Origin of the sequence: Streptococcus gallinaceus (genome assembly GCF_040545695.1) — a bacterium.
In the GTDB taxonomy this organism is placed as follows: Bacteria; Bacillota; Bacilli; order Lactobacillales; family Streptococcaceae; genus Streptococcus; species Streptococcus gallinaceus.
Genome location: NZ_JBEPMK010000001.1, coordinates 155,265 through 171,330, shown reverse-complemented (window position 1 = coordinate 171,330; position 16,066 = coordinate 155,265). Strand labels below are relative to the sequence as shown.

General features: G+C 43.1%; 15 protein-coding genes and 1 pseudogene. 2 read left to right on the top strand and 14 right to left on the bottom strand.

Annotation, left to right across the window (positions count from 1 at the left end; genetic code table 11):
* Positions 1-96 precede the first annotated feature (96 nt).
* Positions 97-2,106: a 5'-nucleotidase C-terminal domain-containing protein gene (locus ABID27_RS00940; protein WP_354279606.1), complete on the top strand. Its 2,010-nt coding sequence runs from the start codon at positions 97-99 to the stop codon at positions 2,104-2,106.
* A 45-nt stretch (positions 2,107-2,151) separates the two neighbouring features.
* Here the strand turns inward: ABID27_RS00940 and ABID27_RS00935 are convergent, their stop codons facing one another.
* From ABID27_RS00935 to cshA, 3 genes are all read right to left on the bottom strand, one after another.
* Positions 2,152-2,556 (bottom strand): GNAT family N-acetyltransferase, encoded by a 405-nt coding sequence (locus ABID27_RS00935; protein ID WP_253362607.1) that lies wholly within the window; start codon positions 2,554-2,556, stop codon positions 2,152-2,154.
* Between the two features lies 1 nt (position 2,557).
* Positions 2,558-3,013 carry a hypothetical protein gene (locus ABID27_RS00930; RefSeq protein WP_354279604.1) on the bottom strand — a complete coding sequence of 152 codons (456 nt, stop codon included), beginning with the start codon at positions 3,011-3,013 and terminating at the stop codon, positions 2,558-2,560.
* A 69-nt stretch (positions 3,014-3,082) separates the two neighbouring features.
* The gene (gene cshA, locus ABID27_RS00925; RefSeq protein ID WP_354279602.1) at positions 3,083-4,678 is read right to left on the bottom strand and encodes a degradosome RNA helicase CshA; all 1,596 of its coding nucleotides are present in this window, start codon (positions 4,676-4,678) and stop codon (positions 3,083-3,085) included.
* A 266-nt stretch (positions 4,679-4,944) separates the two neighbouring features.
* Between cshA and ABID27_RS00920 the strand changes: the two genes are divergently transcribed.
* Positions 4,945-5,844 carry a magnesium transporter CorA family protein gene (locus tag ABID27_RS00920; RefSeq protein ID WP_253362601.1) on the top strand — a complete coding sequence of 300 codons (900 nt, stop codon included), beginning with the start codon at positions 4,945-4,947 and terminating at the stop codon, positions 5,842-5,844.
* A 27-nt stretch (positions 5,845-5,871) separates the two neighbouring features.
* Here the strand turns inward: ABID27_RS00920 and ABID27_RS00915 are convergent, their stop codons facing one another.
* The 11 genes and pseudogenes from ABID27_RS00915 to recR form a co-directional block, all read right to left on the bottom strand.
* Positions 5,872-7,416, bottom strand: a complete 1,545-nt coding sequence (locus ABID27_RS00915) for a peptide chain release factor 3 (RefSeq protein WP_253362599.1) — start codon at positions 7,414-7,416, stop codon at positions 5,872-5,874.
* Positions 7,417-7,533: 117 nt separating this feature from the next.
* Positions 7,534-8,226, bottom strand: a complete 693-nt coding sequence (locus tag ABID27_RS00910) for a TMEM164 family acyltransferase (RefSeq protein ID WP_253362597.1) — start codon at positions 8,224-8,226, stop codon at positions 7,534-7,536.
* A 127-nt stretch (positions 8,227-8,353) separates the two neighbouring features.
* Positions 8,354-8,944, bottom strand: a pseudogene (locus tag ABID27_RS00905) (M13-type metalloendopeptidase).
* Positions 8,941-9,171, bottom strand: a complete 231-nt coding sequence (locus tag ABID27_RS00900; protein WP_354279936.1) for a hypothetical protein — start codon at positions 9,169-9,171, stop codon at positions 8,941-8,943. Before ABID27_RS00900 ends, ABID27_RS00905 begins: the two are co-directional and overlap by 4 nt.
* Complete coding sequence (locus ABID27_RS00895; RefSeq protein ID WP_354279599.1) at positions 9,105-10,076, bottom strand: alpha/beta fold hydrolase; 972 nt, start codon at positions 10,074-10,076, stop codon at positions 9,105-9,107. Before ABID27_RS00895 ends, ABID27_RS00900 begins: the two co-directional genes overlap by 67 nt.
* Positions 10,077-10,475: 399 nt before the next feature.
* Positions 10,476-11,645, bottom strand: a complete 1,170-nt coding sequence (locus tag ABID27_RS00890; RefSeq protein ID WP_354279597.1) for a HAMP domain-containing sensor histidine kinase — start codon at positions 11,643-11,645, stop codon at positions 10,476-10,478.
* A 36-nt stretch (positions 11,646-11,681) separates the two neighbouring features.
* Positions 11,682-12,236, bottom strand: a complete 555-nt coding sequence (locus tag ABID27_RS00885; protein ID WP_354279595.1) for a response regulator transcription factor — start codon at positions 12,234-12,236, stop codon at positions 11,682-11,684.
* A gap of 42 nt (positions 12,237-12,278) precedes the next feature.
* Positions 12,279-12,578 carry a DUF4298 domain-containing protein gene (locus ABID27_RS00880; RefSeq protein ID WP_253362587.1) on the bottom strand — a complete coding sequence of 100 codons (300 nt, stop codon included), beginning with the start codon at positions 12,576-12,578 and terminating at the stop codon, positions 12,279-12,281.
* 122 nt (positions 12,579-12,700) lie between these two features.
* A complete protein-coding gene (locus tag ABID27_RS00875) occupies positions 12,701-14,068 on the bottom strand; it encodes a UDP-N-acetylmuramoyl-tripeptide--D-alanyl-D-alanine ligase (RefSeq protein WP_253362585.1) in 1,368 nt (455 codons plus the stop codon).
* Between the two features lie 55 nt (positions 14,069-14,123).
* Positions 14,124-15,170, bottom strand: coding sequence for a D-alanine--D-alanine ligase (locus tag ABID27_RS00870; protein ID WP_253362583.1), 1,047 nt, complete (start codon positions 15,168-15,170; stop codon positions 14,124-14,126).
* A gap of 299 nt (positions 15,171-15,469) precedes the next feature.
* Complete coding sequence (gene recR / locus ABID27_RS00865) at positions 15,470-16,066, bottom strand: recombination mediator RecR (protein ID WP_253362581.1); 597 nt, start codon at positions 16,064-16,066, stop codon at positions 15,470-15,472.

The following is a 16,066-nucleotide window of genomic DNA, read 5'->3' as shown; positions in this document are numbered from 1 at the left end:
AATGTTCGCCATTTTAAAATAATATCTTGAATGATACCGCTTTATAGGTTATAATTGTTTGTGAACTACACTTTATCTCAAAATGGAGAAGATTATATGGAAAAACATTATCGTGTAAAATCCGCCCTAGCACTTAGTCTTTTAAGTCTCGGATTGATTGGTGCTGGTATTGCTGCCGACCAAGTCCCTGTTCAAATCTTAGGAGTCAATGACTTCCACGGAGCCCTAACTACAACAGGCAGCGCTTATCTGGAAAATGGACAAAAAGTATCTGGTGCAGGTACTGCAGCCCTTCTCTCCTCTTACCTCAATCAAGCTGAGGCTAACTTTTTAGCGACAAATGCTAACGGTACTTCCATTCGGGTACAGGCTGGTGATATGGTTGGAGCCAGCCCAGCCAACTCTGGTCTCCTGCAAGATGAACCAACCGTCAAACTATTCAACGCCATGAAATTCCAATACGGTACGCTTGGAAATCATGAATTCGATGAAGGACTAGATGAATTCCACCGTATCTTAACTGGCCAAGCTCCTACTCCAGGTCAATTTGGTTCTGTCGTAGATAGCTATCCACACGAAGCCAGCCAACAGACTATCGTCATTGCTAATGTGGTAGATGATAACGGAAATATGCCATTTGCTGACTGGAAACCATATGACATCAAGGAAATTCAAGTTGGAAACAGCACAGAAAAAATTGGTTTTATCGGTGTAGTAACAGGGGAAATTCCAAACCTCGTTCTGAAAAAACACTACGAAAATTATACCTTCCTCAACGAAGCTGAAACTATCGTCAAGTATTCCAAAGAATTACGCGACCAAGGCGTGAAGGCCATCGTTGTATTGGCTCACGTACCAGCAACTAGCTCAGCAGACCAAGCACAAGGTGAAATGGCTGCTATCATGCAAAATGTACAAGCCATGGACCCTGAAAACAGTGTGGATATTGTTTTCGCAGGACACAACCACATGTATACAAACGGAACAGTTGGCAACACCCGCATTGTGCAAGCAACTTCTCAAGGCAAAGCCTTTGCAAACGTGACTGGAACCATTGACACGACAACCCATGACTTTACTGCCGTACCAACTGCAGAAGTCAAAGCCGTTGACCCAAATGGTGGCTTGACACCTGATGCCGCTATCCAAGCCATTGCCGATGATGCTGACGCTCGTATCAAGCCGGTAACAGAAGCTCGCATCGGTACTGCTACTCCAGCAAACACCATCAGTCGCGAAGTTGATAAAGATAAAGAATCTCCCGCTGGTAAGTTGATTACAACTGCTCAGTTAGAAATGGCACGACAGGCTGGTTTCGCAGCTGACTTTGCCATGACCAATAACGGTGGTATCCGTGCAGACCTTGATGTCCAGGCAGATGGTGCCATCACTTGGGGAGCTGCTCAAAAGGTGCAACCTTTTGGCAATATCCTGCAAATCGTGGATATGACAGGCCAAGATATCATCGATGTTCTCAACCAACAATACGATGAAGAGGAAAAATACTTCCTTCAAATCTCTGGACTTCACTACATCTATACAGACCAAGACAATCCTGCTCAACCATATAAAATCGCCAAGGTCTACAAAAGTGACGGTACAGAACTCGACCCTAACGCCAGCTATAAAGTGGTCATTAACGACTTCTTGTTTGGCGGAGGCGATGGCTTCAAGGGATTTGTTGGCAAAAACTTGGCTGGAGCGATTAGTTCTGACACTGAAACCTTTGTCAACTATATCAAAGACCTCGAAAGCAAAGGACATGCTGTTACTGTTCCTGCTCAAAAAGTGAAAACTTATATGACAGCTGATGAGGTGGCTAAGTTGGACCAAAAAGATACACCTCCAATTTCATCAAGCTCAACATCAACTTCTACTTCAACAAGTACATCGACATCGACTAGCACATCAACATCAACTTCATCAGCAGCAGATGATCCAGTTGAACCAAGTGTTTCTTCATCCAATCCAAATCAAACAAACAGCAGCAAAAACAAAAAAGTCTTGCCACGTACAGGACAAGAAGCCGTCACTATTTTGCCATTGATTGGTTTGAGCATTCTTTTAGGCATGATTTCTTTCAAGTCAGGCTCTAAAAAATCATAAGCCTACCATATAAAAAAACATCCACAATGCGCATTGTGGATGTTTTTATTTTACTAATGTAAAGGCACGGCATGCTAGCTCTTCAACCCCTTGAAACCCTAAACTTTGATAGAAAGTTGCTGTTTTTTCTGTCTGGTCTGTCAAGAGATGCACTTGGTATACCTCTGGATAGTTGGCCAAGCAAGCTTGGACCAACTGGCGACCAATCCCCTGCCTCTGATAAGCTGGTAAAACCAAGAGGTCCTGTATAAAAAGAATCGATGCCCCATCTCCAACCGCTCGTAATAGCCCCACCAATCTTTCTTGGTCAAAAACCGCAATCGTCAGCAATGAACGCTCTAGTGCTACTTCTAGCATCTGAGGATTTTTCGTATAATTTGTCCAGCCGACGCTTTCATACAAAGAAAGCACTTGGTTTACATTCAATATTGGATTGTAAGATACTTCCATGCTAATCTCCTTTTTCTATCGGCGACCACTTCCACCACAGGGCATGGTATTCATTCATTACAACTTCATACCATTGGTGGCAACGAAGACACTCTACTAGATAGGTATCCCCAAGTCCTCTTGCTCTTTTAGTAATACGAACATAGCCACCTGCTTCTAATTGTTCTGGGTCAAATTCGATTTCTTCTGGTAGAAATCGACAAGAACATAGTTCTGGAGAATCCCTTTGAAATTCGATTAACTTTACAGCTCGATCAATAAAACGCTGACTGGGCAATAATAATCCTCCAGATAATTTCAAAGATTTGATCTTCTCTAGGTAGGGGATAAAAAACTTCACTCTATTCGGATTTTGACTGAGACTATTGGGTGCACAAGCCCCTGACCACATAAGATGCTCATTTTTTGACAATAAATCATCTAGTATCTCTTGGTTGGTTTTCTGACTTTCTCTCATTTATTGCCTCCTTTTTCCATAATTATAGCACAAAAAACTCCCTCAGAAAGCATTCTCAGGGAGGAAGGTTTATTTATCGCCTTTGTTGCGGATCACAAAACCTGTTTTCTTTTCACTTGATGTGTTTTTATGTGGTTTCTTGTTGTCTTTGTGACGATTGTCTTTTTTGAAACGGTCACGGTCATCACGATCACGACGTTTGAAATCACGATCTCCGCGTCGACGGTCGCCACGGTAACCACCACGATCGCGGTCATTACGGTCACGATTTCCACCGCGATCATTGCGTTGACCACCACCTTTGCCTTTGAAGCCGCCACCCGCTGGTTTGAATGGCAATGGACGTTCTTGAGCAATTTCAACTTTTTCTTGCATTTCAGGATCTTGAACTGTTAAGGTCAAGATGTACATAGCCAATTCTTCTGGTGAAAATTCAGCTGCTAATTCACGCGCATCCTTACCAAATTTTTCAAAATTTGTACGGATATTTTCATCTGCAAAATCACGTTCAATCTTCTTGAGTGCAACTTTTTTCTTGGCTTGGAAAGCATCCTCAGCAGTCGCTGGTTTCAAGCCCTTCATCCGTTTCTTCGTCGTATTTTCAATAATGGCCAAGTAACCCATCTCATTTGGTGAGACAAAGGTAATAGACTGACCAGACTGGCCTGCACGACCTGTACGACCAATACGGTGAACATAGCTTTCCGCTTCTTGTGGGATGTCATAGTTGTAGACATGAGTGACACCGGAAATGTCCAAGCCACGCGCTGCAACGTCCGTTGCTACCAATACATCAAGATTTCCATTTTTGAAGTCACGGAGAACACGGAGGCGTTTGTTTTGGTCCAAGTCACCATGGATACCTTCCGCACGGAAGCCACGGATTTTCAAACCACGTGTCAATTCATCCACACGGCGTTTTGTACGGCCAAAAACGATAGCCAATTCTGGTTGGTCCACATCCATGAGACGTGTCATGGTGTCAAATTTTTCACCTTCACGCACACGAATATAGTACTGGTCTACCAAGTCTGTCGTCAATTCCTTAGCAGCAATTTTAACATGCTCAGGCTCTTTCATAAATTGAACCCCGATACGTTTGATCACATCTGGCATCGTTGCCGAGAAGAGCAACGTTTGACGACTTTCTGGCACACGGCTAATAATAGCTTCGATGTCTTCCAAGAAGCCCATGTTGAGCATTTCATCCGCTTCATCCAAAATCAAGGTTTCGATATTGTCCAAACGAAGAGCCTTACGCTTAATCAAGTCAAGGAGCCGACCTGGCGTACCTACGACAATATGCGCTCCTGAACGAAGAGCTTTGATTTGTTTTTCAATGGACGAACCGCCATAGACAGAACGAACTTTAACACCTTTTGCACGACCAAAACGGAAGAGTTCTTCCTGTGATTGCACAGCTAATTCACGAGTTGGTGCAATGACCAAGGCTTGAATCGTTTGATTTTCAGTATTGATTTTTTCCAATGTTGGAAAGCCAAAGGCAGCTGTTTTACCAGTACCCGTTTGGGCTTGACCAATCACGTCTTTTCCTTCTAAAGCAAGTGGAATGGTTTGTTCTTGGATTGGTGATGGCTCTGTAAAGCCTGCGTTTTCGATTTCTGCCATCAATTCAGCAGATAAGTTTAATTCAGTAAATTTCAATGTATTTCCTTTTCTAAAAGACAGTGCGAAGCTGTCTCATCGCGCTTTATTCTGTCGTTCTTTCACAACTTATCTAGTGTAACACAAAGCAGCTTAAAAAGATAGGCAGAGCTATTTTTATTCCCATAAACACGCTTTCATTTGTTTTTCATTCAAATGGAGAAAATTTCACGACTTCTTTCCTACCTCCTTGAAACTGCAAAACTTGTATTGTGTCCTCTTTTTCTGTATAATAAAAGCCACAAAGGACCTGTAAGGAGAAATGCATGCAAGAGACCATATTTGGGGACTACAGATGGATTCATCTGGATATGGACAACCGTCCCGACCCTCAATCTATCCCCCAAGAAATCGACCATGAAATTCTGAACTACGCGCTGGATGAAAACGAGCGTGCCTTTATGGAATACACAGCCGACACGGACAGCTTAACTTTGGTATTCAATGTGCTTGATTTGGTGCAGGACGATGGTTATTATGAAACGGTTCCCATGACATTTGTCCTACGCGGAAAGCAAGTCATCTCCATGACCAATAAACGAAGTGCCTACGTCTACCAAATTTTAGCGGACTACCTGACAAGCCATCCAAATGTGTCTGCTAAGACCTTCCTTTTTGCAGGTTTGACACTTCTAACCAAAAAATATTTCCAAGCTGTAGACCAGATTGACCACGAAAAGGATGTCCTCAATCGCAAGCTCCGCCAGCAGACCAGTAAGAAAAAACTCCTTGCCATGTCTGACTTGGAAACGGGCTCTGTCTACCTGCTGGCAGCTTCCAATCAAAATGTCCTGCTCTTGGAACAACTGGAAAGCCACTATAGTCAGCGAAACAACAGCGATGTGGAAAAAGAACAGCTAACCGATGCCTTGATTGAAGCCCGTCAGTTGGTCAGTATGACCCAGCTCAATTCGCAAATCTTGGCACAGCTATCCTCCTCTTTCAATAACGTCCTGAACAACAATCTGAATGACAACTTGACCGCCCTCAACGTCATTTCCATCAATTTGGCTATTCTAGCCTGTATCACTGGATTCTTCGGAATGAATATTCCACTTCCCTTCACGGATAAAGAGCACACTTGGCTGTTCCTCTGTCTGATTTCCATTCTTATCTGGTTTACAGTCGCACGCCTGCTAATGAATTTTGTACGTAATAAACGATAAAAAAGCTGGAAATTTCCAGCTTTTTTTTTACATTTTTTCTTCTAAAGCTACGTCTGGGTACTTGTCTGCAAACCAGCGTAAAGCAAAGTCATTTTCAAAGAGGAAGACTGGCTGGTCAAAGCGGTCTTTTGCCAAGATATTACGGCTTGAAGACATGCGCTCATCCAAATCTTCTGGCTTAATCCAGCGAACTGTCTTTTTACCCATTGGTGTCATGACAACTTCAGCATTGTACTCGCCTTCCATGCGGTGTTTGAAGACTTCAAACTGCAATTGACCAACGGCACCAAGCATGTACTCGCCGGTTTGGTAATTTTTGTAGAGCTGGATAGCTCCTTCCTGAACCAATTGCTCAATCCCTTTGTGGAATGATTTTTGCTTCATGACGTTTTTTGCAGATACTTTCATGAAAATTTCCGGTGTAAAGGTTGGAAGTGGTTCAAATTCAAACTTGTTCTTACCAACAGTCAAGGTATCACCAACTTGGTAAGTCCCTGTATCGTAGACACCGATGATGTCTCCAGCCACAGCATTTTCCACATTTTCACGACTTTCTGCCATGAACTGGGTCACATTGGACAGCTTAGCGCCTTTTCCAGTACGAGGAAGATTGACACTCATACCGCGTTCAAATTCACCTGAAACAACACGCACAAAGGCGATACGGTCACGGTGACGTGGGTCCATGTTGGCTTGGATTTTAAAGACAAATCCTGAGAAATCTTGATTGAGCGGGTCAATCACTTGACCCTCTGTCGTCTTGTGCCCGTGCGGTTCTGGAGCAAATTCCAAGAAGGTGTCAAGGAAGGTCTGCACACCAAAGTTGGTAAGAGCTGACCCGAAGAAGACAGGAGTCAATTCGCCATTGAAGATAGCTTCTTGTGAAAACTCATTTCCCGCTTCTTGCAAAAGCTCGATATCTTCTAAAACTTGCGCATAGAATGGATTGCTTCCAAAAAGCTGATCCCCTTCTTCAATCGTTGCAAATCGTTCATCACCCTTGTAAAGTTCGAGGCGTTCATTATGCAAATCATAAAGTCCTTCAAAGGATTTCCCCATACCGATTGGCCAGTTCATTGGATAAGAAGCAATGCCGAGCACTTCTTCCAATTCTTCTAACAAATCAAGCGGCTCACGTCCGTCACGGTCCAATTTATTGATAAATGTAAAGATTGGGATGTTGCGGTGTTTGACAACTTCAAAGAGTTTTTTAGTTTGTGCCTCGATACCTTTTGCAGAGTCCACAACCATGACAGCCGCATCCACCGCCATAAGTGTGCGGTAAGTATCTTCTGAGAAGTCCTCGTGCCCTGGTGTGTCCAAGATATTCACACGTTTTCCAGCATAGTCAAACTGCATAACAGATGAGGTTACAGAGATACCACGTTGTTTTTCAATATCCATCCAGTCAGACTTGGCAAAGTTACCAGTCTTTTTCCCTTTGACAGTCCCAGCTTCACGGATTTCCCCACCAAAGTAGAGCAATTGCTCTGTAATCGTCGTTTTACCAGCATCCGGGTGAGAGATAATGGCAAAGGTACGGCGTTTTTTAATTTCGTCTTGTAATGTCATATTCTTTCCTTTTTCAACAATTTTCTATCTGTATTCTAATCTCGATTTTTACATTGGTTTACTCCTACAGCGTAAAAAAAGCAGAGCTAGTTCTCTAACTCTATTATTATACCCAATCTAGGGCTTTTTATCAATCGTTACCAGCTGAGAGCGGTAGGAACTTCTCTGAAAGAGAGCCACTGTCGGTGTCAGTAATAGCATAAACACTCCACTCACCAATAGCAAGTTCAAGAGTACATTTTTCGTATGTAAAATGGGAGTATCCGCCAAGAATCCGTAATTTCCATCGGTCAAAAGATTGACAAGCAGTAAAAAACTATTCAAGGAAATTGTCATTCGTCCCAGCCAGACCAGGTCTATCTCTTCAACGGTATCACTCGTTTTCAGATGCATGAGACTCAATGCAAATAATCCAAAATGACCTGTGAAAAAGAAAACATTGGTCAGGTGCAATAGTCGATGCGGATAAAGTGCAGGTACAAGCATGGCCAAGATTGAGCCGATAACCCCAATTAGCGCAAAGTAATCTTTAAATCGCCCTTTTGGTGAAAACAATAGGATAAACATGGCCATCCGACAGTGATAAAGCGGCAGTAATTCAGACAAAGGAAGACTGGCCCAGACAAACCAAGTATAGACTACTGCTAATTGCACCATCATACTGATGCGCCAAAATAATTTAAAACTTGTCTTCTGCCCCCATATGTGTACTCCGTAACCTATCAAGATAAGTAAAATAAGAGACAAAACTTGTAGTGTTAGTGGGAGATAAGGGAGTCCTGTACGGACAGGTGAGAAAAATGGATACATGGCTCAACTTTCATTTATGAAGGTATTCATATTATTATAACAAAAATTACTCAATTTAAGTTGACTTCTTTTATTGAACAATTATTAGAAGGGCGAGTTTAGCATGACTCTACTGCTTACTAGATAGTCAGGCGTTTTTCTGGTGCCATGTACATCTTGTCCCCTTTTTTAACACCAAAGGCATCATAAATTCCTTGAAATTGCGAACAGGGATATTGGCACGTAGTTCATAAGGCGAGTGCGCATCTGACTGCACTGAAAACTGACTAAATTCTTTGGTCGCTTTTTGGCGCCATACAGCTGCCCAAGATTGGAAGAACTCTTTGTAATTTAGATTTGCTTCTGTCTTCAAGGCTTCCAGTGCCACCATGACACCACCATTATCAGAGATGTTCTCAGCCAAGGTTTGTTGACCATTGACCTTACCACCAGTGACTTTTAGACCATCCCACTGAGCAACCATAGCCTTGGCTTTTTCTTTATAATTAGCCAAATCTTTTTCCGTCCACCAGTTGTGGAGATTGCCGTTTTCGTCAAACTTCATCCCGTTGATGTCAAAGGAATAGGAAATCTCGTGTCCGATAATACCCCCGATAGCGCCATAATTTTGGCTGATGGATTAGTTTTTATCGTAAAATGGTGCCTGAAGAATAGCTGCTGGAAAGACGATGGCATTGGCATTTGGATCATAATAGGCATTGACCGCATTGGCACTCATCTTCCACTCATCACGTTGATGTGGTTGGTTAAATCCTTCAAAATTTCGTTTTTGAGACAGGTATTTGTAGCGATAGTTATTTTCAAAGAACTAGCCTTACTATCAAATTGGTAGTCTCGATAGAGATTAGAGTAATCATCAGGATAGCCAATTAACAGCTTCATAGCATCCAATTTCTTGATGGCTTGCGCTTTTGTTTCTGGAGAAAGCCAATCGTTCTTTGTAATTCGTATTGGGTAAGGTTAAGGTGTGAGCCTTCCAAGACTTCTGTTGAGGCATCTGCTTTATTTTTAGACAAGTCTGTATGTTGCTCTTCCCATGATTTCATTTTAGGGAAAATTTCTTGTCGCGCCTTGATATCTTCGACACTTCTGAGGCAAGGAAGTATTTGGCTTTGAATCCTTCTGGGAACTGCTTGCCAGTCATGCTTTTTAGATTTTTTGGTGCGTTTTTCTTCATCTTTCAAAGTTGGGTTATTCCCAACGGTATGCCCGAGTGAGAAGTACTGTTCATTGACATGCTTGTCCACATCTGGGATACGTTGTACCCATGTTTGCTTCCGATTTGCGATTTGTCCACCTTTATCGCCTTCTATACCTGATGTGCTGGTGTCCATACCGATAAAGCTTGCGACTTCGTTGCGGTAGTCATTAACATATTGAAGGGCATACATACCACCCATTGAGTGGGCAAGGATATGGTAATCTTTCAAGCCAAGTTTGCTTAAGGCTGTATGGATTTCTTTACTTGTATTTTCCACCGTACGTGGGCTATCTGTCTGGTCACTGAGGCCATAACCAAGTGGTTCTACCACATTCAATTTGTACTTGTCACCCAAGCGATCGAGCAAATTCTTATAAGACCAGCGAGCAGATATTTCACCCAAACCTGGGAATACAACCAACGGAATCGTACCTTTACCAGCCACATAGACGTTCATTTTCTTTCCACCGACTTCAATCTTTTGACCGTATTCTTCAATTTTTTGTAGTTTGTATGATGTCACATCCACCATACCTTGTGCTTCTGCCATTTTTTTGATTTCTTCTTCAGTTGGCTCTTTTGCAGTTCCTTTTGCTGCATCCGCTGCTTCCTTAGCAGACATACTTTGTTTTGGTTGTTGATCTGACATAGAATGTTTTTGTGACTTTTACCCACAAGCTGCCAACAAGGCACATGCCGCAAGGAAAACAACTCCCGTTTGATAATGACGTTTCGTAATAAGATTCCTCCTTTGATATGCTCCTAGTTTACAAGACCAATGTGAAACCTATGTGAAATACAAAAAAGAGAGTGGGACAAAAATCGTGATTTCGTAGAAATCGATTTTGTCTCACCTCCGCACAGTTGACTAGCTTCAAAGGTTCGGGGAACTTTTGAAGGTTGGAGATAGGGCTAACAAAGTTAGCCTCAAATATTCGAAATTGCTTGCGCAGCAAGGAATGAGAGCATTCAGTCAACCACTGCGTCAAACTGCTAAAATTATTAAAAATCAAGAGCCAAGGATTGAGTCCCAGTTTTTTCAAATCTATTAAAATTGAATCCAGAAATCCACTCCCTCTTCATAAGGTTGAAAATCAAAGGCATAGCCCTTCTTCCCAAGGAAAAATTTGACAATATAGAGGCCCATGCCCGAACCACCAAATTCGGAATTTCGACTTTGCTCCAAGCGATAAAGCGGTTCAAAGACCTTGCGCAGATTTTCGGGAGGAATGGGTGGGCATTGATTTTTAACGGATAATCTCCCATCAATCAAGGAAAGGCTAATCTTCCCACCATCGGGTGTAACATGCACTGCATTGGATAAGAGATTGGAGAAGACTTTTTCCAGCAAGGACTCGTTCAAATATTTATCACGGTCTTTATAGGGGCCGACATTGAGCACCATATTTTCAATGACCAAACGAAGACTGGTCAGAGGCGTCTTCAACTCATGCGAAGCTGCCCGCAAGAAGGTAATCCGCTCTTCCTCCAATTGGATAATATACTCGTTTTCCTCTGCCAATGAGTCAATAGTTGCCAACAAACTTTCATACAATTCATTAATATGTTGCCCCAACATATTAAACTCATCCTGCCCCTTCACAGGGTAACGTTCCGAGCGATTGAGATGGGTCATCTCATCCGTCACCGCAACCATCTTACGGATAGGGCGAACGGTCAACCGATTATAGATGTAGGAAAAAATCAGCGAACAGATAATAGAAAATACCAAGGTGTAGGGCAGACTGCGGATAGTGGCCTGTCGCGCCTCTTTAATGGACGTCACATCTATCATCAGCTGCAGGGTCACAGATTGCCCCATGGCATTTTTTATCTTACGGATTTTTGAAATCACATATTCCGACTGCTGATAGGACTGAGGCAGAGCAATCTTCAAGTCACTCTTGACCTCTTCTGAATTTCCAATATCAATGACGGTTGTATTGCCAAAATAGTACTCTTCCTTGTCCATCTCAAGCATCACATTGACCACATGCTTTTGCGTGTAGGTCTCTGCAATCTTCATCATGACTTCCTTGGATTGGCCGTCCAGTCTAGCTGCCAAATCATCAATTCTCCGGACACTCTCAGCCTCTTTCATATCCGAGTAAATTCTTGGCATCAGGTAAAAAATTCCCGTATGAATGATGGCGATCAAGCACATGAATAGTAAGAGGGTGGACATGAATATCTTCGGAAATAGCTTAAGCTTGGTCATAGCGATAGCCCACTCCTTTCACCGTCTTCAAACAGTCTAGATGCAATTTTTTCGCAAATTCTTGATGTAGATATCAATCACGCGCTCGTATGACGCCTCAAAATCATCCCAGATAGCCGACAAGATTTGGTCACGGCTCAAGACCATCCGCGGATGGTCCACCAGGTAATGCAAGAGCTGAATTTCCTTTGTCGTCAGAGAGACCGCATCCCCGGCATAATAAGCCTGAAAAGAATCGAAATCAACACTAGCTTCCTTATATTGCCACAGCTGTCTATCCGGCGTTTCACAGCGGCGTAATAAATCCTCCACCTGCTTCAGGAGTATCAACAAGGAAAATGGTTTTTCGATAAAGTCATCAGCCAGCTCGTCAAAGGACGTAAACTGAACGTGCTCATCTGTCAAAGCCGTCAACATCAAGACCGGCATCTGACTCACCTGACGAATGGTATTCAAGACTTCCAAACCATCTTTCTTGGGCATCATAATGTCCAAAATAGCCAGCGAGGCCTGGCCAAATTTCTCAATGGCTTCCTCACCATCCTTGGCGGTCAACACATGGTAACCACGATCGGTTAAAAAAGCCTCCAAGCCTCTCTTGTCGTCTTTTCATCCTCTTTGGTCATTTCGCCATCAATGTTCTTTCAAATAAGTCATCGCAAGCTCCAACATTCGAATGGAACTGGCATAATGGTCCCCTATCAGATTGAAAACAGCATCCTCTGATAAGACACCGCAAGGAATATCCGAAAATTGGTCCGTCTGATTTAATAGTTCCACCGCTTTAAAGTAAGCTTCACTTCCATAAAAATCCTTTAATTTCTGATACTGACTCCGATTGGCCTCAAATTGATCAAGGACCCGCTCCAGCTCCTCAATAATCTGTGTGGATTCGTTTAAAATGGCTTCAAATGCACGAATGTCTTCTTCCATGATAGCCTCCTGGTTTTTATAGTTTTTGAACAAGTATCCCGCTTTCTTGTCCTCATTAATACCATAAGTTTTAAAAAAAACTGACTCCCTTTTTGTAAGGGGAATCAGGCTCTGTAATGTCTCTATTCTTGTTCTAAACGAGCGACAATCTCTCCTAATTTCATAGAGTTGCTACCCTTAAGAAGGATTTGGTCCTGCGGTTGCAAGACAGATTTAATCTGCTTGTAGAGCTCTTCGAATTGGTCTTCTTGGTCATTCTTCTTGAAGAAATAAACCTTGCCAATTGGAAACATCTGACTAGACAATTGAGCCAAGTGTTCAATATCTTGTCCGTAAAAAATCACCGTATCCAAAGCTTCTGGGCTGAGACTCATGACAATCTGATTATGAAGGGCAACAGACTGCTTGCCCAATTCTTTCATATCCGCCAAAACAGCGATTTTCTTTCCGCCTTCATTGGCAGGAATGCTCGAAAATGTCTCCAAAATCAATTTCATGGCTGTTGGATTGGCATTGTAGACATCCGACAAAATATCAGCCCCATTATGCGCCTTTTTCCACTCCGTCCGATTTTTTGTCAATTGCAAATGAGCCAGAGCTTGGTAAATGTCTTGGTCCGCAACGCCCAATTGTTGACCAACATAGGCTGCTACCATAGCATTGATCGCATTGTACTTGCCCGTTACCGGAAGATAGATTTCATTTTCCAAGAAATTGGTCTTGAATGTCAAATGATCCTTGTACTCCACCAAGTCGCTTACTACTAGCGCAGCACCTTCACCAAAACGCACCACCTCTTGCTGCTTAGGTAGAAAGGCATCCACAATGGTATCAGCTGGCGCCACCAACAGGCCATCTTGTGGCATCCCGTCCGCGATTTGAAGTTTTCCCTGTGCAATCTTGTTGCGAGTACCGAAAAATTCCAAGTGCGCCTCTCCAATCAAGGTCACGACTCCGATGGCTGGCTTGGCAATAGTTGACAAGAGATGAATATCTCCCAAATGGTCTTGCCCCATCTCCAACACCAACATCTCTGTATCCTCAGGCATATGGAGGGCTGTATAAGGAAGGCCGATTTCATTGTTGTAATTTCCCTGCGTCTTGTAGGTTGGATAAGTGGTGGACAAGATATCAAAAATCATATCCTTGGTGGTTGTTTTCCCGTTTGAACCCGTCACAGCAATGACTTTTGCTGGCATTTTTTCCAAGTAATATTTGGCTAGCTTTTGCAAGGATTTCAAGCAATCATAGACCAAGATATGCGGACGGTCGCCCAAGTCAACTTCTGAGAGAGTTGCTACCGCACCATTTTCAAAGGCAGTATCAATAAAATCATGCCCGTCACGCTCGCCTCTCAGCGGAAGAAAAATGTCTCCAACCTGAATCTTGCGGCTATCAAACTCAATATTTCCCAAGGCAACATCTGGAAAGGCCGTCACATCATTGCGAGCACCGACAACCTCTGCCACTTCATGTAAACTTAACTTCATTCTATTTCTCCAAAAAGTCTGGACATTCGTCCAGACCCGATTGTATTCCAACCTTTTAAATCAAATGGCTTTCACGTTTTTCAAACATTTCTTGCGCCAAATCAACTAATTTTTCAATTAAGTCAGGATAGGCAAGACCCATATTTTCCCAAAGAAGTGGGTACATCGACCACTGGGTAAATCCTGGCATGGTATTAAGCTCGTTGAGGTAGACCTGACCGTCTTCTGTCAAGAAAAAGTCACAGCGAGAAAGACCGCATCCACCAATGGCACGAAAGGCGCTTGCTGCGTAGTCACGCATTTGGTCCATGATTTTGCTGTCAATCTTGGCAGGAATATCCATGGTGATTTTGTTGTCAATGTACTTAGCTTGGTAATCGTAGAAGGCAACATCCTTGACCACTTCGCCGGCTTCTGTTGTCTTGACGTCTGAATTTCCCAAAATTCCCACCTCAATCTCGCGGGCCGTCACTCCTTGTTCAATGAGAATGCGGCTGTCGTATTTGAGGGCAAGGTCAATAGCATCACGCAATTCAGCTTCTGATGTAGCGCGTGAAATACCAACTGAAGAGCCCATATTGGCTGGTTTGACGAAGATTGGGAAGCTTAATTTTTCCAATGTTTCCGCAATAACCGCCTCTAGGTCTGCACCTTCTACATAGACCGTATAGGCTACTTGTGGGACACCAGCTGACTCCAATACGTGCTTGGTGGTAATCTTATCCATGGCTACACTCGAAGACAGAATATTGGTCCCAACATAGGGCATTTTCAAGACTTCAAGGAATCCTTGGATTGAGCCGTCTTCTCCCATAGGTCCATGAAGAACTGGAAAGACAACTGCTCCTTCTTCATAAATATCACTTGGTTTGATTTTTTGACTCAAAACAATAGAAGCATTGGTCATGAGTTTTTCATCCGCACTTGGGCAACTTGCAAATTCTTGGGTCTTAATAAAGTCACCAGTCTGCGTGATAAAGTAGGTTTTCACAAAGAATTTTTCATAGTTTACGGCGCGCATGACGCTCTCTGCTGAAAGGACAGAAACTTCTCGCTCAGCAGAACGTCCACCGTATAGCAGCACTAGAGTTTGTTTTGACATGAGTTTCTCTTTTCTATAAAATTCATTTCTATTATACACTAATTTGACCTAGAGCACTAGAAAAGAGAGTGGAACAAAAATCGTGATTTCGTAGAAATCGATTTTGTCGTTCCACCTCCGCACAGTTGATTAGCACTAAAGGTCTAGTAGATCTTTAGTGGTTGGAAATACAGCGAACAGAGTTAGCCACAAATATTCGAAATTGCTTGCGTAGCTAGTAATGAGAACATTCAGTCAACCTCTGCGCCAAATTATTAAACTAAAAACTTTTAAAAACCCTGGACTTTTGTCCCAGGGCCCTACAATTCTGTACGATTTTCGATGGCGCGAAGTAGGGTCACTTCGTCTGCGTATTCGATGTCCGCTCCGACAGCTAGACCACGCGCCAAGCGAGTGACCTTGATGCCAGCTGGTTTCAGTACTCGCGAGATGTACATGGCTGTCGCTTCACCATCTGCAGTCGCGTTGGTTGCAATGATGACTTCATCTACTTGACCATCCATGAGACGGGTAATGAGCGTCTTGAGATTGATGTCGTCTGGTCCGACTCCATTCATGGGGGAAATCAAGCCATGCAAGACATGGTATCGACCTCGGTATTCCTGGATATTTTCCATAGCCGACACATCCCGGCTATCTTCAACGACCAAAATCTTAGACGAATCGCGTGTCTGGTCTTGGCAAATACCGCATGGGTCTTGGTCCGTTAAATTTCCACAAATCGAACAATAGGACAATTCCCGCTTGGCAGCTAGGAGATTTTTGGCAAATTCATTGACCACATCGTCCTCCATACCAATGGTATAAAATGCTAGACGTGTCGCCGTTTTGATACCAATGCCGGGCAACTTCGAATAAGAGTCAATCAGCTTGGCAATAGGGGTTGGGTAGAGCAT

Bases quoted from the DNA above. Each gene is read 5' to 3' on its own strand.
- ABID27_RS00940 (WP_354279606.1), top strand. From the start codon at position 97: ATGGAAAAACATTATCGTGTAAAATCCGCCCTAGCACTTAGTCTTTTA.
- ABID27_RS00935 (WP_253362607.1), bottom strand. From the start codon at position 2,556: ATGGAAGTATCTTACAATCCAATATTGAATGTAAACCAAGTGCTTTCT.
- ABID27_RS00930 (WP_354279604.1), bottom strand. From the start codon at position 3,013: ATGAGAGAAAGTCAGAAAACCAACCAAGAGATACTAGATGATTTATTG.
- ABID27_RS00920 (WP_253362601.1), top strand. From the start codon at position 4,945: ATGCAAGAGACCATATTTGGGGACTACAGATGGATTCATCTGGATATG.
- ABID27_RS00915 (WP_253362599.1), bottom strand. From the start codon at position 7,416: ATGACATTACAAGACGAAATTAAAAAACGCCGTACCTTTGCCATTATC.
- ABID27_RS00910 (WP_253362597.1), bottom strand. From the start codon at position 8,226: ATGTATCCATTTTTCTCACCTGTCCGTACAGGACTCCCTTATCTCCCA.
- ABID27_RS00895 (WP_354279599.1), bottom strand. From the start codon at position 10,076: ATGTCAGATCAACAACCAAAACAAAGTATGTCTGCTAAGGAAGCAGCG.
- ABID27_RS00890 (WP_354279597.1), bottom strand. From the start codon at position 11,645: ATGACCAAGCTTAAGCTATTTCCGAAGATATTCATGTCCACCCTCTTA.
- ABID27_RS00880 (WP_253362587.1), bottom strand. From the start codon at position 12,578: ATGGAAGAAGACATTCGTGCATTTGAAGCCATTTTAAACGAATCCACA.
- ABID27_RS00875 (WP_253362585.1), bottom strand. From the start codon at position 14,068: ATGAAGTTAAGTTTACATGAAGTGGCAGAGGTTGTCGGTGCTCGCAAT.
- ABID27_RS00870 (WP_253362583.1), bottom strand. From the start codon at position 15,170: ATGTCAAAACAAACTCTAGTGCTGCTATACGGTGGACGTTCTGCTGAG.
- recR (WP_253362581.1), bottom strand. From the start codon at position 16,066: ATGCTCTACCCAACCCCTATTGCCAAGCTGATTGACTCTTATTCGAAG.